This is a genomic window from Microbacterium sp. ZW T5_45 (genome assembly GCF_044987415.1).
Taxonomy (GTDB): Bacteria; Actinomycetota; Actinomycetes; order Actinomycetales; family Microbacteriaceae; genus Microbacterium.
Genome location: NZ_JBJDRJ010000033.1, coordinates 1 through 20889, shown reverse-complemented (window position 1 = coordinate 20889; position 20889 = coordinate 1). Strand labels below are relative to the sequence as shown.

General features: G+C 68.0%; 18 protein-coding genes and 2 tRNA genes. 3 read left to right on the top strand and 17 right to left on the bottom strand.

The window, feature by feature from the left end:
* Window positions 1–66: 66 nt before the first annotated feature.
* Window positions 67–1695, bottom strand: a complete 1629-nt coding sequence (locus ACI3KS_RS15185; RefSeq protein ID WP_404919382.1) for an ABC transporter substrate-binding protein — start codon at window positions 1693–1695, stop codon at window positions 67–69.
* Between the two features lie 160 nt (window positions 1696–1855).
* Between ACI3KS_RS15185 and valS the strand changes: the two genes are divergently transcribed.
* Together valS and ACI3KS_RS15175 are read left to right on the top strand one after the other, a co-directional pair.
* Window positions 1856–4450 (top strand): valine--tRNA ligase, encoded by a 2595-nt coding sequence (gene valS, locus ACI3KS_RS15180; RefSeq protein ID WP_404919381.1) that lies wholly within the window; start codon window positions 1856–1858, stop codon window positions 4448–4450.
* Complete coding sequence (locus ACI3KS_RS15175) at window positions 4447–4665, top strand: hypothetical protein (protein ID WP_404919380.1); 219 nt, start codon at window positions 4447–4449, stop codon at window positions 4663–4665. Before valS ends, ACI3KS_RS15175 begins: the two co-directional genes overlap by 4 nt.
* Window positions 4666–4725: 60 nt before the next feature.
* On the opposite strand, the gene ACI3KS_RS15170 is transcribed toward ACI3KS_RS15175, so the two are convergent.
* The 16 genes from ACI3KS_RS15170 to ACI3KS_RS15095 form a co-directional block, all read right to left on the bottom strand.
* Window positions 4726–4944 carry a hypothetical protein gene (locus tag ACI3KS_RS15170; protein WP_404919379.1) on the bottom strand — a complete coding sequence of 73 codons (219 nt, stop codon included), beginning with the start codon at window positions 4942–4944 and terminating at the stop codon, window positions 4726–4728.
* Entirely contained in the window at window positions 4944–5537 is a 594-nt protein-coding gene (locus ACI3KS_RS15165) for an ArsR/SmtB family transcription factor (protein WP_404919378.1), read from the bottom strand. Before ACI3KS_RS15165 ends, ACI3KS_RS15170 begins: the two co-directional genes overlap by 1 nt.
* A 40-nt stretch (window positions 5538–5577) precedes the next feature.
* Window positions 5578–8190 carry a family 78 glycoside hydrolase catalytic domain gene (locus ACI3KS_RS15160; RefSeq protein WP_404919377.1) on the bottom strand — a complete coding sequence of 871 codons (2613 nt, stop codon included), beginning with the start codon at window positions 8188–8190 and terminating at the stop codon, window positions 5578–5580.
* 17 nt (window positions 8191–8207) lie between these two features.
* Window positions 8208–9485 carry an MFS transporter gene (locus ACI3KS_RS15155; protein ID WP_404919376.1) on the bottom strand — a complete coding sequence of 426 codons (1278 nt, stop codon included), beginning with the start codon at window positions 9483–9485 and terminating at the stop codon, window positions 8208–8210.
* Window positions 9486–9599: 114 nt separating this feature from the next.
* Window positions 9600–10130 (bottom strand): NUDIX hydrolase, encoded by a 531-nt coding sequence (locus ACI3KS_RS15150; RefSeq protein WP_404919375.1) that lies wholly within the window; start codon window positions 10128–10130, stop codon window positions 9600–9602.
* Window positions 10127–11395 (bottom strand): ATP-dependent Clp protease ATP-binding subunit ClpX, encoded by a 1269-nt coding sequence (gene clpX / locus ACI3KS_RS15145; RefSeq protein ID WP_404919374.1) that lies wholly within the window; start codon window positions 11393–11395, stop codon window positions 10127–10129. Before clpX ends, ACI3KS_RS15150 begins: the two co-directional genes overlap by 4 nt.
* A 110-nt stretch (window positions 11396–11505) precedes the next feature.
* The gene (locus tag ACI3KS_RS15140) at window positions 11506–12027 is read right to left on the bottom strand and encodes a hypothetical protein (protein WP_404919373.1); all 522 of its coding nucleotides are present in this window, start codon (window positions 12025–12027) and stop codon (window positions 11506–11508) included.
* Window positions 12028–12486: 459 nt separating this feature from the next.
* A complete protein-coding gene (locus ACI3KS_RS15135) occupies window positions 12487–13338 on the bottom strand; it encodes an aldehyde dehydrogenase family protein (protein ID WP_404919372.1) in 852 nt (283 codons plus the stop codon).
* The gene (locus ACI3KS_RS15130; RefSeq protein WP_404919371.1) at window positions 13335–14777 is read right to left on the bottom strand and encodes an aldehyde dehydrogenase family protein; all 1443 of its coding nucleotides are present in this window, start codon (window positions 14775–14777) and stop codon (window positions 13335–13337) included. The genes ACI3KS_RS15135 and ACI3KS_RS15130 overlap by 4 nt, the downstream gene beginning before the upstream one ends.
* Window positions 14778–14788: 11 nt before the next feature.
* Window positions 14789–15790, bottom strand: a complete 1002-nt coding sequence (deoC, locus tag ACI3KS_RS15125) for a deoxyribose-phosphate aldolase (RefSeq protein ID WP_404919370.1) — start codon at window positions 15788–15790, stop codon at window positions 14789–14791.
* Window positions 15787–16722, bottom strand: coding sequence for a sugar-binding transcriptional regulator (locus tag ACI3KS_RS15120; RefSeq protein ID WP_404919369.1), 936 nt, complete (start codon window positions 16720–16722; stop codon window positions 15787–15789). Before ACI3KS_RS15120 ends, deoC begins: the two co-directional genes overlap by 4 nt.
* A 138-nt stretch (window positions 16723–16860) precedes the next feature.
* Window positions 16861–17502, bottom strand: a complete 642-nt coding sequence (locus ACI3KS_RS15115) for an ATP-dependent Clp protease proteolytic subunit (RefSeq protein ID WP_404919368.1) — start codon at window positions 17500–17502, stop codon at window positions 16861–16863.
* 20 nt (window positions 17503–17522) lie between these two features.
* Complete coding sequence (locus tag ACI3KS_RS15110) at window positions 17523–18113, bottom strand: ATP-dependent Clp protease proteolytic subunit (RefSeq protein ID WP_404919367.1); 591 nt, start codon at window positions 18111–18113, stop codon at window positions 17523–17525.
* 81 nt (window positions 18114–18194) lie between these two features.
* Window positions 18195–18680, bottom strand: a complete 486-nt coding sequence (locus tag ACI3KS_RS15105; protein ID WP_404919366.1) for a tetratricopeptide repeat protein — start codon at window positions 18678–18680, stop codon at window positions 18195–18197.
* A gap of 67 nt (window positions 18681–18747) precedes the next feature.
* Complete coding sequence (gene tig / locus ACI3KS_RS15100; protein WP_404919365.1) at window positions 18748–20223, bottom strand: trigger factor; 1476 nt, start codon at window positions 20221–20223, stop codon at window positions 18748–18750.
* 63 nt (window positions 20224–20286) lie between these two features.
* Window positions 20287–20360 (bottom strand) — tRNA-Pro (locus ACI3KS_RS15095).
* A gap of 119 nt (window positions 20361–20479) precedes the next feature.
* On the opposite strand from ACI3KS_RS15095, the gene ACI3KS_RS15090 reads away from it, so the two are divergent.
* Window positions 20480–20553 (top strand) — tRNA-Gly (locus ACI3KS_RS15090).
* Window positions 20554–20889: the final 336 nt, after the last annotated feature.

Below are 20889 nucleotides of genomic sequence, written 5' to 3'. Positions count from 1 at the left end.
GCACTCTCCGTGGTTCCTGGGCGACGAGCGCAGCGACGGCCGAAGGGCACCGGCGTCCGTGGGGCGTCAGCCGACCGTCACATCGTAGAACAGCGGCCGCCCGTACAGGTCGTAGTCGAGACCCGAGACGCGCTCCCCCACGGCCGTGATCGCCGACGGACTGTAGAGCGGGACGATCGCGACATGCTGTGCGTTCCACTGCTGGATCTCGGTGTAGAGGGTGTTGCGCTCCGTCTGGTCGCTCGTGCCGACGGCCTGCTCGAGCAGGGCGTCGAGGTCGGGATCCGAGACCTGTGAGGCGTTCTGGAAACCGTCCGTGTGCAGGTGGCTGCGCAGCAGATCGGGATCGACGCCCGAGAATCCCCAGTCGGTGAGGTCGAAGGTCTTCGGTCCGTACTGCTCGTTGTACGCACCGGGCTCGAGCACCTCACGGACCACCTCGAACCCGATCTCCTTCAGATCCGACTGGATGGCGTTCGCGAGCGCGGCGCGGTCGTCGGGAACCGGCGTCCAGGCGATCCACCGCACGGACAGGCGCTGGCCGTCCTTCGTGCGGTATCCCTCGGCGTCGCGCTCGGTCCACCCCGCCTCGTCGAGCAGCGCGTTGGCCGCGTCGACGTCGTACGGCCATGTGCCCTCGAGCGAGGCGTCATAGCCCGGCGTGGTCGAACCGAGGACGCTCCACGCACGCGGGAACTGGTCGAAGAAGATCTCTTCGACGGCCGCATCGATGTCGATGCCGCGTGAGAACGCCTGACGCACCTTCTCATCGGCGAACACGCCGTACTTCTCGTTGAGGTACAGCGAGTACGGCAGGCCGGGATACTCGATCGAGTCGACCGTGACGCCGTCGCCGAGCTCGCTCACGAGGTTCGGCGGCAGGTTGCTCGCGAGATCGGCCTCACCGCTGCCGATGACGCCCACGCGCACCGCGGCCTCGGGCTGGATCTCCACCCGCAGCGTCTCGAACTGCGCCGCTCCCCCGTCATGAGGGCCCCAGGCGTAGTCGTCGTTGCGGGTGTAGACGAGCTCCTGGTCGGGCGTGTACTCGGTGAGCTCGAACGGACCGGTGCCGACGGTGATGCCGGGGCCGCCCGCCTTGAGCTGGTCCGCCGACTCTGCGAGCACCTTCGGCGAGTAGAAGCCGAGCAGCGACGTGCTCGCCGCCTGCAGGAACGGGGCATAGGGCTGCGTGAAGCTCACTTTCACGGTGTACTCGTCGATCACTTCGGTGCCCGCGTAGAAGTCCGCGCCGAGCATGCTCGCCGCCTGCGCGGACTCGGTGTCGGGGTCGACGATACGGTCGAAATTGGCCTTGACGGCCGCGGCGTCGAACTTCTCACCGTCGGTGAATGCGACGTCGTCGCGCAGGGTGAAGGTGTAGGCGGTGCTGTCCGGCGACACCTCCCACTCCGTGGCGAGCCAAGGGGTGAATGTGCCGTCGTCCTCCTGGAAGACGAGGGAGTCGAGAACGACGCGCTGGACCATGCTCGAGACGTCGAGCTGGCTGACCTGCGGATCCATGTGACCGGCCGAGAGGTTCGCACCCTCGATCGACCAGACGAGCTCGCCACCGCCGTCAGCACCGCCCTCGGCACCGCCGTCGGCGGCGGTGGAGCAGGCGCTGAGCGCCAGGGCGGAGGCGGCGACGATCGCGGCCACAGGCAGGAGTCGACGCAGAGCGCGTGTAGGCATGAGAGTCCTCAGGAAGAACGGATCGGGATTCTTCGATCCTACGAGCAATTCTTGGACGGGGTCGATGTAAAGCCCGGTTGTTACACGCTCGGTACACTGGACGAAACCCACACTCAGGCACGCTCACACAGTGCCGCATACATCGCACGAGGAGACCTTCATGTCCGCCATCCCCGACAAGCCCGCACTCGAAGGTCTCGAAGCGAAGTGGAACGACGCGTGGGCGGAGCAGGGAACCTACCTGTTCGACCGCCTCCGCGCCGCCGAGGTCGGACGCGAGGGCGTCTACTCGATCGACACCCCGCCGCCCACGGCATCCGGGTCGCTGCACATCGGCCACGTGTTCTCGTACACGCACACCGACATCAAGGCGCGCTTCGAGCGCATGCGCGGCAAGACCGTCTTCTACCCGATGGGATGGGACGACAACGGCCTGCCCACCGAGCGCCGCGTGCAGAACTACTACGGCGTGCGGTGCGACCCCTCGCTCCCCTACGACCCCGACTTCACTCCGCCCTTCGAGGGCGGCGACAACAAGTCCTCCCGCGCCGCCGACCAGCTGCCCATCAGCCGCCGCAACTTCATCGAGCTGTGCGAGCGGCTCACCGTCGAGGACGAGAAGCAGTTCGAGGCCCTGTTCCGCCAGCTCGGCCTGAGCGTGGACTGGACGCAGACCTACCGCACCATCTCCGACGACACGATCCGTCAGAGCCAGCTCGCGTTCCTCCGCAACATCGAACGCGGCGAGGCGTACCAGGCCCTCGCCCCCACGCTCTGGGACATCGACTTCCGCTCCGCGATCGCGCAGGCCGAACTCGAGGACCGTGAGCAGCAGGCCGCCTACCACACCATCGATTTCCCCTTCGCCGACGGTTCGGGCGCCATCACGATCGAGACGACCCGCCCTGAGCTGCTGCCCGCGTGCATCGCGATCGTGACGCACCCGGAAGGGCCGCACAAGCACCTGATCGGCACCAAGGTGCGCACGCCGTTCTTCGACGCCGAGATCGAGATCCACGGTCACCACCTCGCCCTCGCCGACAAGGGGACGGGGGCCGCGATGGTCTGCACCTTCGGCGACGTGACCGACATCATCTGGTGGCGCGAGCTGCGCACCACGACCGGCGCGGACCTGCCGAACATGACGACGATCGGGCTCGACGGCCGGTTCCTCCCGACCGCGCCCTCTTCCGTGACGAACGCGGATGCCGTGGCCTGGTACGACGAGAACCTCGCAGGCAAGACCGTGTTCTCCGCGCGCAAGGCCATCGTCGAGAAGCTCCAGGAGACCGGAGACATGACCGCCGTCGGCAAGCCCTTCAGCCACGCGGTGAAGTTCTTCGAGAAGGGCGACCGCCCGCTCGAGATCGTCTCCACCCGCCAGTGGTACATCCGCAACGGTGCGCGCGACGCGAAGCTGCGCGACGAGCTCATCTCCCACGGCACCGAGCTCTCCTGGCACCCGGACTTCATGCGGGTGCGCTACGAGAACTGGGTGGGCGGCCTGACCGGCGACTGGCTCGTCTCCCGCCAGCGCTTCTTCGGCGTGCCTATCCCGCTCTGGTACGCGCTGGATGAGAACGGCGAGCGCGACTACGACCGCGTGCTCACGCCCGACCATGCGTCGCTCCCGATCGACCCGACCACCGACGTGCCCGCAGGGTTCACCGAGGATCAGCGCGGAAAGGCCGGAGGCTTCGACGCCGAGGCCGACATCCTCGACACCTGGGCGACCTCGTCCCTCACCCCGCAGCTCGCCGGCGGGTGGCAGCGCGATGAAGAGCTCTGGCAGCTCACCGCCCCCTTCGACCTGCGCCCGCAGGGGCAGGACATCATCCGCACCTGGCTGTTCTCGACCATGCTCCGCTCGACTCTCGAGGACGGACGCTCACCGTGGCGCAATGCCGCGATCTCCGGCTTCATCGTCGACCCGGATCGCAAGAAGATGTCGAAGTCGAAGGGCAACGTGGTGACCCCCGCCGACATCCTCGACACCCACGGATCGGATGCCGTGCGCTACTGGTCCGCGTCGAGCCGGCTGGGCATGGATGCGGCCTTCGACCCGCAGAACCCGACGCAGGTCAAGATCGGGCGCCGTCTCGCGATCAAGGTCCTGAACGCGGCGAAGTTCGTGCTGTCGTTCCCCGTACCAGAGGGCGCGCAGGTCACCCACGCGCTGGACGCATCGATGCTCACGGCCCTCGACCGCGTGATCGCCGAAGCGACCGCGGCGTTCGAGAACTACGACCAGGCCAAGGCCCTCGAGGTGACCGAGGCGTTCTTCTGGACGTTCTGCGACGACTACCTCGAGCTGGTGAAGGAGCGCGCCTACGACCAGAACGACGTGGGCCAGGCATCCGCCGCCCTCGCGCTTCGTCTCGCGCTCTCCTCGCTGCTCCGTCTGCTCGCGCCGATCCTCTCCTTCGCGACCGAGGAGGTGTGGTCGTGGTTCGAGGAGGGATCGGTGCACACCGCGGCATGGCCGACGCCACTCGGCATCGACGGCGACCCCGCCGTGCTCGCGGTCGCGAGCGAGGCGCTGATCAGCATCCGCCGCGCGAAGACCGAGGCGAAGGCCTCGCAGAAGACCCCGGTCGCGAGCGCGATGATCACCGCCCCGGCCGAGAAGTTCGAGGCGCTGCAGGCCGCTGCGGGCGACCTGTCGGCGGTCGGACGCATCGCCGAGCTCGGTCTCTCCGTCGGCGACGAGTTCGCCGTCACGGCGATCGAGCTCGCACCGGCCGAGGAGGCATGATGCAGCTCGGGACGCGATGGGCAGCAGGATCGGAGGCTCCGGCATCCGTGCCCGCCGCCCTCCGCCCGGCGATCGCCGACGTGGAGGCCCGCGGACTCGGCGGCCACTGGACGCTCACCTGGCTGGAAGGCCGGGCGATCGCCGAACTCGATGCCGGCTGGGAGGTCGTGCAGACCGCCGCCGGCGACGTCATCGCTCGGCCCTTCGAGGACTGACGCTTCCGACGAGGCCCTCCCGACCGTCGGTCGGGAGGGCCTGTCGCGTTCCGCGAGCGATCAGCGCCGCGGCACGCCCCAGAGAGCGAGCAGGTGCTCAACGTCCTCGGCGCGGTGACGGTGCGTCTGCAGATCCCGGATCCGATCGATCTCGGCCTCGCGCCGACGAGCGCGTCGCTCGATACGGCGTTCGATCACCCCCGTGAGCGCTTCGGCGAGGCGCAGCATCCCCCGCTCTGTTCTGGTCGGAGCGGGCAGCGACAGAGCGGTGGCGGTCATCACTCGTCGCCGTCCGCGGTGACAGGCAGGTCGAAGAGCTCTGCGCGGAGTGCGACGCGCCGGATGCCGGGCCCGGTCTGCCCTCGGTAGCGTTCGATCACCCGGTCGACGACGTCGCGGATCTCGTCTCTGATCTCTCCCATCTGCTCGGCGGTGACGTCGACGTGGCTGGTCATCACGATCCCGGCATCCCGCCACTCCTCTGGAACGCCGACCTCCGATCGATTGAGGTAGGCCATCAGACTCTCGTGTCGCAGCCGGAAGAACTCGGATGTCACGATCTGCGCGGCCGCTCGATTCGACGGCGTCATGGAGTCGTCGGGGCCCGGGAGATCGATCCGCCCCCGGGGTCGCTCCCACCAGCGTTCACGAGCCGTTCCTCGGCCGTCGACTTCCCGGATGAGGTCGTGAGCGGCGAGAGCCCTGAGGTGATAACTCATGGACCCGGACGACTCGCCGACCAGACCCGCCAGAGTGCTCGCCGTCTGCGGGCCCCGCTCGCTGAGAAGGTCGAAGATCCGGACGCGGAGCGGATGCGCGAGAGCTTTCAGCGCGCCGGCATCGAGACTGCGACTCGGAACAGGTTGGTTCATGTTGCAAAGATATCTTTGCAACGACTTCTTTGCAAGAGTCTCAGCTGAGGGCGTCCGGCGTATCCAGAGCAGCCCTGAAGCTGTGCGCTCCGTGTCCGACGATCCGGTCCGCACTGCCGGGGAGAGAGACCTCTGCGGTCGCCCCGACCGGAACCCGGATATCGGTCACGAGGTCCGTTCCCTCGATGCGCCAGTCGATGGATGCCTCGCCGTAGGGAGTGCGATGCGTCGCGCCTGCCGAGGTGAATGACCCGCCGGGACGAGGAGCGAAGCGGATGCGCCGATAGCCAGGCGCAGCGGGCGCGAGTCCGGCGACACGGCGGTGCAGCCAGTCGGCGACGGCTCCCAGAGCGTAGTGGTTGAACGAGGTCATGTCGCCCGGATTCACCGTGCCGTCCGGAAGCATCGAGTCCCAGCGCTCCCAGATCGTCGTCGCACCCATCGCGACGGTGTACAGCCACGACGGATTGTCCTGCGCCTCGAGCAGCAGGTATGCGGCGGCATCCTCTCCGCCCATGGACAGGGCGTCCGAGATGACATTGGTGCCGGCGAAACCGGTCGCGATGCGACCCTCGTTCTCACGGACGAGCTCGGCCAGTCGGCGTGTACCCGCCTGCGACGCCTCGACGCTCGGCCAGAGATCGAACACGGTGATCAGAGCGAGCGCCGTCTGGGTCTCGACCACGGGAGCGCCGGTCTCGTCGAGGAACCGGGCACGGAAGGCGTCTGCCGCCCGCGACGCCAGACCCTCCAATCGGGCGACCTCCTCGTCCTCGCCGAGGACCTCGCCGATGTCGGCGAGCCTGCGAAGGCTGTGCACGAGGTAGGCGGTCGCCACCAGCGGCGCCGGCGTCACCGCGAGCGCAGGGTTGTCCGCGGGCGCGGACGGGTCGAGCCAGTCGCCGAGCTGGAAGTCGCCGTCCACGACGAGCGAGTCGCCCGCACCGGCGAGCGATTCGGCGATCCAGGCGAGCCCGCTGCGCCACTGACGGCGGAGCACGCCGCGATCGGCCGTGCGCTCGTGCAGCACATCCGGCGCGAGCACGGCGACATCGCTCCAGACCGCCATGGCCGACGGCGGGAAGCTGCTCCACGGCTCGAGCGCGACGTACGGCACCCACAGCGGCACCCTGCCGATGTCGGTCTGCTCGTCGGCGAGGTCCTGCAGCCACGACCCGACCATGGCGGTGACGTCATAGAGGAAGGCGGCCGTCGGCGTGAAGACCTGGAGGTCTCCGGTCCACCCGAGACGCTCATCGCGCTGCGGGCAGTCGGTCGGGATGCTGACGAAGTTCGAACGCAGGCTCCACAGCGCATTGTCGTGCAGGCGGTTCACCTGCTCGTGCGACGACCGGAACCATCCGATGCGCGCCATGTCGGTGTGCAGCACGCGGGAGACGACATCGGCGGCGGAGAGCTCCCCCGGCCAGCCGATGATCTCCGCGTACCGGAAGCCGTGGATCGTCCCGCGGGGCTCCCAGGTCGTCGCGACGTCGGAGAGGATGACCCGGTCCTCCGCGGCGGCATGGCGGAGAGTGCGCCTGTACAGCTCGCCGTCCTGCAGCACCTCGGCGTGTCGGATGACGACCTCGACCCCGGGAGCTGCGGGCAGGTGCAGCCGCAGCCGACCCGAGTGGTTCTGCCCGAAGTCGAGAAGAACGCGATCGTCGCCCCGGCGGTCGATCGTGACCGGCGTCAGCTCGTCGGTGCAGCGCACCGGGGGCGCCTCGACACCGACCAGCGCCCGCGGGTCCGCGGCGATGACACGAACCGGAGACCACCCTTCGGCATCCCAGCCCGGAGTCGACCATGCCGCATCGTGCAGACCGAGGTCGACGTGATCTCCGGCGTACAGTCCGCTGCTCAGCGTCGGTCCGAAGCCGGCCAGCCAGCCCTCGTCCGAACCGTGCACGTGGAACGTCCCGTCCTCGAGCAGGACCTCCAGCTGGACGAGCGCGGACAGGTCGTCTCCGTACACGTTCCATCGGCCGCCTTCGAAGCCGACGTGCCCTCGCCACCAGCCATCGGACAGCCAGACGCCGATCGCGTTGTCGCCGTCGCGGAGCAGGTCGGTGACATCGAACGTCGAGACCACGAGACGATGGTGGTAGCTGGTCCACCCGGGGGTCAGCTCCTCATCGCCGACCCGGATGCCGTTCACCTCGGCCTCGGCGATGCCGTGCGCCGTCAGCCGCAGACGAGCCCAGCGCGCCGGACCGTCGAGACGGAGCTCGGCGCGGACCCGGGAGGGTCGCCGCTCGGCGGGATCCTCCGGCTCTTCCCACGCGCCCCCGACGAATGCAGCCTGCCACTCGTCGTCGAGAAGGCCGACCTCCACGGACCCTGGCTCGCTCCAAGGGCTCCAACTCGCACCGTCACCGACCGCGACGCGCACCGAGACCGCCTCGCGGGACGTGAGCGGTGCGTCCGGCCAGTCCACGAGCACCTGCTCGGCACCGTCGACCTCGAACACGGAGGTGCGCGGCGCGCCTCCGGGAACAGAGCGCGTGATCTCCAGGCGGTAGGCATCCTGGCGGTATTCGGCCGGGGCCGACGGCATCCGCCAGCTGATGCGAGGCGTGGTGTGCACGATCCCCAAACGACCGTCTGCGTGACGCTCGAGTGTGGGCCGGTGCGGTGCGGGCAGGCTCATCGTGGGAGCTCCTTCGCTCAGTGGACGACGACCGGAGTCGCGTCGGTGTCAGCAGCCGTCTCCGCGCTGTGCGCGCGGGGCAGACGCGGGATCCAGAAGAGACCGATGAGGCCGGCGATCACCGTCGACACGATCAGGACGACGAACATCGTACTCGGCCCTGCGGTGATGATGATCGGGGTGAACAGCGCGACGATCGCCGCGATGACGCGGGTGAAGGCGATCGCGATGCCCTGCGCGGTGCTGCGGTGCAGCGTCGGGAAGAGCTCTTGCGCCCAGACCTTGAACATCGGCTCGCCGGCGATGGCGCCGCCGAGCGCGTAGAACACGCCCATGGAGACGAGGGCCGCGACGTTGACTCCGGCGATGACGGGGATCAGGAAGCCGACGATCGAGAGGACGAGACCGATCACGAACCCGATCATGCGGTACTTCGTGTCGACCAGGCGCATCAGCGTGAGGTTGCCGACCAGCGAGACGCCGATGCCGATCAGGCCGTAGAGGTTCGCGGTCGAGACGTCGGTTCCCGCCGCGTTGACGTAGAGGTAGGCGGAGAACTGCCCATTGGTGTTCGCGGGGATGTTCGCGATCGCGTAGAACAGCGAGAGCGCCACGAGCGGCACGATGAAGCCGGCCGCGAGGAGCGCCCGTGCACCGCTCGCCGGCGCCTCGGAGCGAGGAGCGTTGACGATCGCCCCGGTGTGCGCGCGCTGCCACTCACCCGACTCCGGGAGACCGATGCGCGCGAGGATGGTCAGCACCGCGATCGCCGCCAGGATGCCGTACAGGATGCGTGCTCCCGCGCCACCCATGCCACCGACGAACACGCCGATGCCGACGACGGCGAGCACGCCGGCCATCCAGAGGATGTGCGAGAACGCCACCATCTTGCCCTTGCTGCCCTCCGGCGCGCTCTCGGCGATCATCGCCATCGATGCGGGCAGGTCGGCCCCGGCCGCGAGGCCGATGAGGAGGATTCCGAGGTAGAGCGCCGCGACGGCCGGGGCCACGGCGAGGATAGCCGCGCCGATCGCGAACATCGCGACCGTGACGGTGAACACCCGGCGACGACCGAAGCGGTCGCTCAGGAAACCACCGGCGAGGGCACCGATGGCGACCGTGAACGTGAGGATCGCAGACAGCTGCCCGTAGACATCGGCACCGAAGCCGAATTCCTCCTGGAAGAGCAGCAGGCCGGTTCCTGTACCGGCGATGGCCGCCGCATCGAGGAATGATGCCATGCCTGCGACGATGGCGATCCACCAGGCGCGGCCCTTAGTCAGCGTTGTGTTCACGATTCTCCCTTGAACCCGCACTCCGTGCGGTGAAACGATTCAAACCTTCGAGAGACTAACACTGTTCTTCGATGGTTATCAAATGCCGTTTACTTTTGGCGTGGTGGCGTCAGGTCAATGATCGAGCCATGCGCGGGACTTGTACCAGGTGAGCAGGTGATGTCCCTGGTGCAGAAGCGCATCGAGGCCGTCGACAGGGAGGACGTGCACGACGATGTCTTCCGTCGCATCCAGACTCTGCGCGGCGATCCGCCGGCACCCGAGCGCGAGGAAGTGGTGCACCCGGTTGGGTTGATTGCCGAAGTTCGCCCAGGTCGATCCGAGATCGACCAGCTCTGCGGCCTCGTAGCCGGTCTCCTCGAGCAGTTCTCGTCCGGCGGCCTCGGCCGGGCGCTCCCCCGTCTCGACTCCCCCGCCGACGGTGCCCAGTGCGATCACACCCGCACCGTGGCGGTACTCCTCGACGACGATCGCGCCTCCGTCCTCGTCCAGTGCGAGGACGGAGACCCAGTCCCCGTACTCGAGGACGTAGTAGGGCGCGATGTCTCGGCCGTGCGCGTCGACGCAGGCATCCGCCCTGACCCGGATCCACTGATCCGCGATGACCGTCTCGGACGAGACGACCCGCCAGGGCGTCGGTGTCATGCGCTCTTGCGCTTGCGCTCCAAGACGAGCGTGGGCGGTGCGCCCTCATCGACAGCCGCGCGGGTGATGATCACCTTCGCGACGTCCTCGGCAGAGGGGATCTCGAACATGATGGGCCCGAGGACGTCCTCGAGGATTGCGCGCAGGCCGCGGGCTCCGGTCTTGCGTTCGACGGCGAGGTCGGCGATGGAGCGGAGCGCGTCGGCCTCGAACTCGAGTTCGACGCCGTCGATCTCGAACATGCGCTGATACTGCTTGACCAGCGCGTTGCGCGGGCCGGTCAGGATGTCGATCAGCGCGTCCTGATCGAGCGGCGACACGTTCGTGACGACGGGCAGACGTCCGATGAACTCGGGGATCAGGCCGAACTTGTGCAGGTCCTCCGGCAGCACCTCACCGAAGAGATCGAGATCCTTGCCCTTGTCGTGCAGCGGCGCGCCGAATCCGATGCCGTGCTTGCCGACGCGAGCCGACACGATGTCCTCGAGACCCGCGAAGGCGCCGGCGACGATGAACAGCACGTTCGAGGTGTCGATCTGCAGGAACTCCTGATGCGGATGCTTGCGCCCGCCCTGCGGCGGCACCGAGGCGACCGTGCCCTCGATGATCTTCAGCAGTGCCTGCTGCACGCCCTCACCGGAGACGTCGCGGGTGATCGAGGGGTTCTCGGCCTTGCGCGCGATCTTGTCGACCTCGTCGATGTAGATGATGCCCTGCTCGGCGCGCTTCACGTCGTAGTCCGCCGCCTGGATGAGCTTCAGGAGGATGTTCTCGACATCTTCTCCGACATAGCCTGCTTCCGTGAGCGCCGTGGCGTCGGCCACGGCGAACGGTACGTTCAGTCGCTTCGCCAGGGTCTGCGCGAGGTAGGTCTTGCCGCAGCCCGTCGGACCGATGAGCAGGATGTTGCTCTTGGCGATCTCGATGCTCTCGGCCTTCTGCTCGGCCGGCTGCAGGGTGCCGTGTGCACGGATGCGCTTGTAGTGGTTGTAGACGGCGACGGCGAGAGCCTTCTTCGCCGGCTCCTGCCCGACCACGTACTCCTCGAGGAACGAGAAGATCTCCCGCGGCTTCGGCAGCTCGAAGTCGGCTGTGCCCGTGGCCGCGGACTCCGCCATCCGCTCCTCGATGATCTCGTTGCACAGCTCGACGCATTCGTCGCAGATGTACACACCGGGGCCAGCGATGAGCTGCTGCACCTGCTTCTGGCTCTTTCCGCAGAACGAGCACTTGAACAGGTCAGCGCTTTCACCGATACGGGCCATGCGCGTCCTCCTAGGGGGATCCTGAGATCGTGTACTGAGCCTAACCTCTGCCACCGACACCGGGACGCATTGGCGCGGAGTCGCGTCACCGGCGGAGACGCCCACCCGCGTCAGTACTGCATCGGGGGCTCGGTCCAGGGGACCGCGAGCTTGGGCCTGAGCACATCGGGCACCTCGATGACATCTCCCGCATAGAGAACGGGGCTGTAGCCGAAGTAGTTCTCGAAGGAGAACACTTTGGTGCACAGCCGCTCCGCGATGGCCTCCGGGGCGTCCCCGCTCGCCACGGTGTAGGAGATGTAGCCCTCCGCGGACCGTGCGACGGTGCCCGTGGCGAACTCCCTCGGCCCCCGGTCCACGAGCTCGACACCGTTCCAGAGGGCCGACATGATCGGCTCCTCGTCGCCCTCGCTCCACCCGTAGATGCTGATGCCGGCGCGCGCGGGGCAGCTGTCGGCATCCGCCGTCGGAGTCGGAGACGGAGACGGGCTCGGAGTCGTTCGGGATGACGGCACGTCGACGACCGGAGCCGCCGCTGCGGGAGACTCGACAGGCGCACCGATCACGCCGCAGCCAGCGAGGAGCATGGTGGCAAGGACGACGACCACGGCCCCCGCAGCGCGATTCGACATGAACGCACCATACTCCCTCGGCGGCCGCACATGAGCGCTCCCCTGTCGGTGTGGAGCGCTCGTCCACGATCTGCTCACCGGATCGCGTCGGCGAGAGCATCCTCGTGTTCTGCGAGATCGTCCCGGGATCAGAAGTCCTCGGCGCTAACCCCGAGGCGAGCCCTCTCGCGCTTCGCAGCGTCAGCACTCAGCCAGGAGAAGTCGTAGCGACCGTCCCGGGCTGCTGTCCTCTGGATGTCGAGGAAGCCGTCCCTCATCTCGGTGACAGCAGACCACGGCGGATAATCCTCAGTCGAAGGCTCGCGTTCTCCGTCGGACCAGATCACGATGTACCAGACCCACCATTACACCGTCACGCGACAAGATCCCCACCCCGTCGACGAAAGCATCGATCGTCGGGTCGGGGCGGGGAGCCCTCACCAGGCCCACACCGCACCCGCCCTCCGCTCAGGGATCATCTCAGACCATGCTCTTGGTGTGCCACACCGTCTTCACCTCGGTGAATGCCCCGATGCGCTCAGGCGAGGCGACGACCGGCCCCGGCGTGAGCACGCGCTTGAGCGTGTCAGCCGCCGCGATCTGCAGGTCGACCCACTCGAGGTCGCCGGCGCCGGCCAGGTCGAGCGCGTTCACATCCTGATGCGAAGCGAGCCAGGGAGCCATCTCGGCGGGCGAGCCGGTGAGGACGTTCACCACGCCACCGGGCACATCACTGGTGGCCAGCACCTCCGCGAGACTGATCGCCGACAGCGGGAACCGCTCGCTGGCGATCACGACCACCGCGTTTCCCGCGACCAGCGCCGGCGCGACGACCGAGACGAGACCGAGCAGCGCGCTCGTCTGCGGCGCGACGATCGCGACCACCCCGGTCGGCTCGGGCACGGAGATGTTGAAGTAGGGCCCCGCGACCGGATTGCCGTTCCCGGCGACCTGGGCGTACTTGTCGCACCACCCGGCGTACCAGACCCAGAGATCGATCGCCTCGTCCACCTGAGCCGCAGCGGCAGACGCCGACGCACCCTCCTGCGCGACGATCTCGTCGATGAACTGCGCACGGCGCCCCTCGAGCACCTCTGCGACGCGGTACAGCACCTGGCCTCGGTTGTAAGCGGTCGCTCCGGACCACCCCTTGACGGCGGCGCGCGCAGCGACGACGGCATCCCTGGCATCCTTGCGCGATGCCTTCGCCGCGTTCGCGAGGAACGCTCCCTTCGGGGATACGACCTCGTAGGTGCGCCCGGACTCGCTGCGCGGGAACGCGCCGCCGATCGCGAGCTTGTACGTCTTCGGAACGGTCAGTCGCTTGCTCATGATGCTGCTCCCTGAAGGTAGGCCGTCAGGCCCTGGCGGCCGCCCTCGCGACCGTATCCTGATTCCTTGTACCCGCCGAACGGGCTGGCCGGATCGAAGCGGTTGAACGTGTTGGCCCACACGACTCCGGCGCGCAGGCGGTCGGCGACGGCGAGGATGCGTGAGCCCTTGTCGCTCCAGATGCCGGCGGACAGGCCGTAGGGCGTGTTGTTCGCCTTGGCGACCGCCTCTGCGGGCGTGCGGAAGGTGAGCACCGACAGCACGGGTCCGAACACCTCGTCGCGCGCGATGCGATGAGAGGCCTCGACGCCGGTGAAGATCGTGGGTGCGAACCAGAATCCCTTCTCGGGGATGGCGCAGTCGGCGGTCCAGCGCTGCGCGCCCTCGGCCTCGCCGATGTCGCTGAGCTCGCGGATGCGCCCCAGCTGCGCGGCGGAGTTGATCGCACCGATGTCGGTGTTCTTGTCGAGCGGATCACCGAGGCGCAGCGTCGACAGCCGATTCTTCAGCCGGTCGATGACCTCGTCATGGATCGACTCCTGCACGAGCAGACGGCTCCCGGCGCAGCACACGTGCCCCTGGTTGAAGAAGATGCCGTTGACGATGCCCTCGACGGCCTGGTCGATCGGGGCGTCGTCGAACACGATGTTCGCGGCCTTGCCACCGAGCTCGAGCGTGAGCTTCTTTCCCGTGCCCGCGACTGCGCGGGCGATCTCGCGACCGACCCCCGTCGAGCCGGTGAAGGCGACCTTGTTCACGTCGGGATGCCGTACGAGCGCGGCGCCCGTCGCACCCGCTCCGGTGACGATGTTCACGACGCCGGCCGGCAGGTCGGCCTGCTGCAGGATCTCCGCGAAGATCAGCGCGGTCAGCGGCGTGGTCTCCGCGGGCTTGAGCACGACCGTGTTGCCCGCGGCGAGGGCCGGGGCGACCTTCCACGCCAGCATGAGCAGCGGGAAGTTCCACGGGATGACCTGTCCGGCGACGCCCAGCGCGCGAGGGTTCGCTCCCAGACCCGCGTGATCGAGCTTGTCGGCCCAGCCCGCGTAGTAGAAGAACCAAGCGGCGACGAGGGGGACGTCGACGTCTCGGCTCTCCTTGATCGGCTTTCCGTTGTCGAGGCTCTCGGCCACGGCGAGCTCGCGAGCGCGCTCCTGCACGAGACGGGCGATGCGGAAGAGGTACTTGCCGCGGTCGCGACCGCTCATCCTCGACCAGGTCTTCTCGTAGGCGCGGCGAGCAGCCGCGACCGCGCGGTCGACATCGTCGTCGCTCGCGGCGGCGATCTCCGCGATGCGGTTCTCCGTCGCGGGCGAGATGGTGGTGAACGAGGAACCGGTACCGTCGACGAACTCTCCATCGATGAACAGCCCGTAGCTGTCCCGCAGGTTCAGGACGGACGTCGACTCCGGTGCCGGAGCGTATTCCAGGAATGACATATCGGTGTTCCCTAGTCGATCGTGACGTAGTCGGGGCCGGAGTAGTGGCCGGTGGTGAGCTTCTGGCGCTGCAGGAGCACGTCGTTGAGCAGGCTGGACGCGCCGAAGCGGAACAGGTGCGGCTGCAGCCACTCCTCCCCCACGGTCTCGGCGACGGTGACGAGGTACTTCACGGCGTCTTTGGACGAGCGGATGCCCCCCGCGGGCTTGACGCCGATGCGCTGGCCGGTGCCCCGCTGCCAGTCGCGGACGACTTCGAGCATGAGCAGCGTGGTCGGAAGGGTCGCGGCGGGCTGGACCTTGCCGGTGGACGTCTTGATGAAGTCACCGCCCGCGAGGATGCCGAGCCACGAGGCCCGCTTGATGTTGTCGTAGGTGTTCAGCTCGCCGGTCTCCAGGATCACCTTGAGCGACGCGTAGCTGCCGTCCTCGCGACGGCAGGCCTCCTTGACCTGCGCGATCTGGTCGTAGACCAGTCCGTAGCGTCCGGAGAGGAAGGCACCGCGATCGATCACCATGTCGATCTCGTCGGCACCCGCCGCGACCGCCTCCGCGGTGTCGGCCAGCTTGATCGCCAGCGACGAGCGCCCACTGGGGAACGCGGTCGCGACCGCCGCGACCGAGATCGCTCCGTCGTCGGGGTCGCCGTGCAGTGCGCCGAGAGCGTCGACCGCATAGGGGACCATGTCGCCGTAGACGCACACGGCCGCGACACGCGGTGTCGTCGGATCGCCGGCATCCGGTGTCTTCGCCTTTGCGACCAGCGACCGCACCTTGCCCGGCGTGTCGGCCCCCTCGAGGGTGGTCAGATCGATGAGCCGGATGATCGTGTCGAGAGCCCACGCCTTCGACGTCGTCTTGATCGAGCGGGTGCCGAGTCCGGCGGCCCGCTGTTCGAGCCCCGTGGCGTCGACGCCGGGCAGTCCGTGCAGGAAGCGACGGAGCGTCGCGTCATCCGGCTCTCCGCCCAGCACGTCGACCGCCGCGCGGCGGTTGAGTTCTGTGGTCGTCACTGTTCCTCCAACAATGCTCTGGCTGTGTTCTCGTCGGTCACGAAGACGCTGCACAGGCCGCTGGTCACGACCGTGCGCGCGATGTCATGCTTGGCCTCGCCGGTGGCGACGAAGACCGCTCTCTCGGCCGCCCGCAGCACGCCCAGGTCGACGCCGACCGTGCGCTCGTCGAGCCGGGGGTCCACGATGTTGCCGTCGGCGTCGATGTAGCGTCCCAGCACGTCGCCGACGGCGCCACGACGCGCGAGCTCCTCCACGTCTGCGGCGGTGAGATAGCCGTTGTCGACGTGCGCCGATGACGCGTCGCAGGGCCCTGCGGTGAAGAGGAACGCCTGTGCGTGCGCGGCCTCCTCCAGGATGCCGGCGACCGTGCGGTCCGACTCGATGGCCTGCTTCGTCTCGACCCGCTCGAGGATCGCGGGGCTCGGCAGGAGCGACACCTGGCCGGATGCTCGCTGCGCGATGGTGACCGCGAGACCCGCGGCGCCACCGGAGCGGCGGTTCAGGCTCACGCCCCCGTTCAGCTGCACCACCGTGACACCGGTGGCCCACCCGTCGGGCAGCGCTTCTGCGACCGCGCGGAGTGTACGGCCCCAGCTGACGCCGAGCGTCCGCGGCACGGGACGCATGGCCGTCAAGAAGTCCGCGGCTGCCTGCGCGACGCGCTCGAGCGTCGCCTCATCGCCGTCAGGGGCCGGCACGACGACGGCCGCGTCGATGCCGAACTGCTCGACCAACTGCCGTTCGAGTCCGAGGCGCCGGGCACGCGGATGCACGATCTCGATGCGCACGATGCCGCGTTCGCGCGCCTGCGTGAGGAGCCGACCGACCTTCCAGCGGGAGATCTTGAGAAGGGCGCCGATCTCGTCCTGCGTCTTGTCCTCGTCGTAGTACAGCTCGGCGACGCGAACCATCAACAGCTCTTCTTCCACGGCATCCTCCTTCGATGTCCAGAATAGAGCGTAGACCCCGTTCGCGCACCAGGTCGCTCATATGAGCAGAGGGTCTGCGCGAGGATGCGCAAAAGGACGCCGACCCGAAGGTCGACGTCCTTTCGTGAGAACCGGGTCTCAGGCGCGCTTGCGCGTGGTGAGCACCTGATCGACGATGCCGTACTCCAGCGCCTCGGCGGCGGAGAGGATCTTGTCGCGGTCGATGTCGCGGTTGACCTGCTCTGCGGTCTTTCCGGTGTGCTTGGCCATCGTCTCCTCGAGCCAGGTGCGCATCCGGAGGATCTCCGCCGCCTGGATCTCGATGTCGGACGCCTGGCCGTGACCGGCCTCGCCCATCGCCGGCTGGTGCATGAGCACGCGGGCGTTCGGCAGTGCGAGACGCTTGCCGGGGTGTCCGGCGGCCAGCAGCACGGAGGCCGCGGACGCGGCCTGCCCGAGCACGACGGTCTGGATCTGCGGCGCGACGTACTGCATCGTGTCGTAGATCGCGGTCATAGCCGTGAAGGAACCACCGGGCGAGTTGATGTACATCGTGATGTCGCGCTCGGAGTCCTGACTCTCGAGAACCAGGAGCTGCGCCATCACATCGTCGGCCGACGCATCGTCGACCTGCACGCCGAGGAAGATCACGCGGTCTTCGAACAGCTTGTTGTACGGGTCCTGACGCTTGAATCCGTAGGCCGTACGCTCCTCGAACTGCGGGAGCACGTAGCGGCTGGAGGGCAGATCGCCTGCGGAGCGGAAGGTGGGTGTGTACATGAGAGTCCTCTCGCTCTGTCTCAGTTGGCGTCCGTGCCGCCGCCGCCGATGACGTCGGTGGCGGACTCGCGGATGTGGTCGACGAAGCCGTACTCGAGTGCCTCGTCTGCGGTGAACCAGCGGTCGCGGTCACCGTCGGCGTTGATCTGCTCGACGGACTTGCCGGTCTGCGCCGCGGTGATCTCGGCGAGGCGGTTCTTCATCGAGGTGATGAGCTGCGCCTGCGTCTGGATGTCGCTCGACGTTCCACCGAAGCCACCGTGCGGCTGGTGCAGCAGCACACGGGCGTTCGGCGTGATGTAACGCTTGCCCTTGGTGCCTGCGGTCAGCAGCAGCTGTCCCATCGATGCCGCCATGCCGATGCCGACGGTGACGATGTCATTGGGGACGAACTGCATGGTGTCGTAGATCGCCATGCCGGCCGTGATCGAGCCGCCGGGCGAGTTGATGTAGAGATAGATGTCCTTCTCGGAGTCCTCTGCCGCGAGAAGAAGGATCTTCGCGCAGATCTCGTTGGCGTTGTCGTCGCGCACCTCCGAGCCCAGCCAGATGATGCGGTCCTTCAGCAGACGATCGAAGACGCTCGTCGCGAGGAGGGGTTCTGCAGCCATGTCAGCTCCTGATTCCGTGTTTCAGTGATTCGAATCTACCGGCGACAACGCAGGCCCCAGGCTGTGTTCGCCGTGGGCATATCAGGTGTCGGACCCGGCGATCTCCCGGGCGTACGCCGTCATCGAACGGTGATACCTCGGCAGATGCGGCACGAGAGCGAGGAGGGCGACCGAGAGCCCCTTCGCGGGCTTCCCCGCGCTGGCGAGGGTCAGCGCCTCCACCACCGCGACGGCATCCCGATACGGCCCGTCCGGGTGCCGCTGACGCTCCGTGCGGAGAAGGGCCAGAGCCTCGTCGTACTCTCCCAGGTTGCGCAGAGAGCTGGCCAGCTGGATCACGGCCTGCGGCCGATGCACCTCGTCGAGGCCGAGACCGAGCGCGCGCCGATAGAGCACGACCGCTTCCGCTTCCCGGCCGGCGGAGTCGCGCGCACCGGCTCGCTCGAACTCCGCTCGCGCGTCGTCCGCTCCGCGCTCGGCGGCGAGAGCATCGATCCGCGCGATGACCTCGTCGTCACCCGCATCGTCATCGGCCCAGACGGCGTCGACTCGCTCGTCCCAGTTCATGCGTTCCTCCCGGAGATGAGAAAGGGGACGGATGCCGTCGGCATCCGTCCCCTTCAGGATCGTGCGATCACTCGGCCGCGTCAGCGGCCTTCTTCGCCGGCGCCTTCTTGGCGGCCGGCTTCTTGGCGGGCTTCGCCTCGGCCTCGGCGTCGTCCGCCTTCGCGGTGGCCTTCTTGGCCGGGGCCTTCTTCGCGGGAGCCTTCTTCGCGGGCTTCTCCTCGACGGCCTCTGCCGTCTCCTCAGCCTCGGAGGTCTCCTCGGCGTCATCGGTCACGACGAAGTCCGACAGGTCGACGGCCTTGCCGTTGGTGTCGACGACCTTGACCTTGCCCAGGGCGATCGCGAGGGCCTTGTTGCGGGCGACCTCGCCGACCAGGGCCGGAAGCTGGTTGGAGGACTGCAGCGCCTCGACGAACTCCTGCGGGGCCATGCCGTACTGGGCGGCGGACTGCACGAGGTACTGCGAGAGCTCCTCCTGCGAGACCTGGACGTTCGCCTGCTCGGCGATCGTGTCGAGCAGGACCTGCGTGCGGAACTGCTTCTCGCTCGCCTCGGTCACCTCAGCACGGTGCACGTCGTCCTCTAGACGGCCTTCGCCCTCGAGGTGGTTGTGCACCTCGTCCTCGATGAGCTGCGGCGGGACCGGGATCTCGATCTGCTCGAGCAGGGTCTCGACGAGCTTGTCGCGTGCAGCGGAGCCCTGAGTGAAGACGCCCTGCTGCGAGACGCGCTCGGCGAGGCTGGCGCGCAGCTCGGCGATCGTGTCAAACTCGCTGGCGATCTGCGCGAAGTCGTCGTCGGCCTCGGGGAGCTCGCGCTCCTTGACTGCCTTGACCGAGACAGAGACCTCGGCCTCGGAGCCGGCGTGGTCGCCGCCGACAAGGGTGGAGCGGAACGTCGTGTCTTCACCGGCGGTGAGCGACTCGATCGCGTCGTCGATGCCCTCGAGCAGCTCGCCGGAGCCGACCTCGTACGACACGCCCTCGGCGCGGTCGATCTCGGCGCCGTCGATCGTCGCGACGAGGTCGAGCTCGACGAAGTCGCCCTTGGCCGCCGGGCGGTCCACGGGGATAAGCGTGCCGAAACGGGCGCGCATGTTCTCGAGCTCGGCATCCAGCGCCGCCTCGTCCGCCTCGACGGCGTCGACGGTCAGGGTGATGCCGTCGTACGAGGGCAGCTCGATGTCGGGGCGGACATCGACCTCGACGTCGACCAGCAGGTCACCCGAGAAGTCCTTCTCGTTGGGCCACTGCGTGATGTCGGCGGACGGACGGCCGACGACGCGGAGCTTGTGCTCGGCCGTGGCGTCACGGAAGAACTTGTCGAGTCCCTCGTTGACCGCGTGCTCGATGACGGCGCCGCGGCCGATGCGCTGATCGATGATGGGCGCGGGGACCTTGCCCTTGCGGAAGCCGGGGATCTGCACGTCCTGAGCGATGTGCTCGTACGCGTGCGCGATGCTGGGCTTGAGGTCGTCCGGGGTGACCGTGATGCTGAGCTTGACCCGGGTCGGGGTCAGCTTCTCGACGGTGCTGTTCGCCATGCTGGTGTGTTCTCCTTGTGATTTCCGCGCTGAATCGCGGCTGTCAGGCCGAAAAGAGCCGTGTCGGGGCGACAGGAGTTGAACCTGCGACCTCCCGCTCCCAAAGCGGGCGCTCTACCAAACTGAGCTACGCCCCGGGGAATCCGTACGCGGATTCAGCCCCCACGAGTCTAACGGACGAGAGCACCCCCGACAGTCCGCTATAGTCGTTGAGTCGGTGTTCGTCACCGAGCGGTCCCCGAGCAGGTGGGGGTCCGGGGGTGTAGCTCAATGGTAGAGTCTCAGTCTTCCAAACTGATTGCGCGGGTTCGATTCCCGTCACCCCCTCCACTCTGATCAGGTCCTCGTCGCTCGACGAGGACCTTTTCCATACGGAGGGGGCGATCGTGCACGGTTCCGATTCTGAGCGGCCCGAGGAACACGCGGTTCCGCTCGTGCCCCCCGCACCCGTCTCTGCGGCCGAGATCTTTCCGGGATTCGGCGGCGGACCCACCGGCGGTGCGCCGACCGGCACCTCGCAGCCCTGGCCCCAGGGCTCGACGCCGCCCGGACCGTTCCCTCCCGGCGGAGTGCCCGCCCCTGTCTGGCCCGGCGCTGCCGGATCTCCCGGGCCGGTCGGATCTCCCGGGCCGGTCGGATCTCCCGGGCCGGTCGGATCTCCCGGGC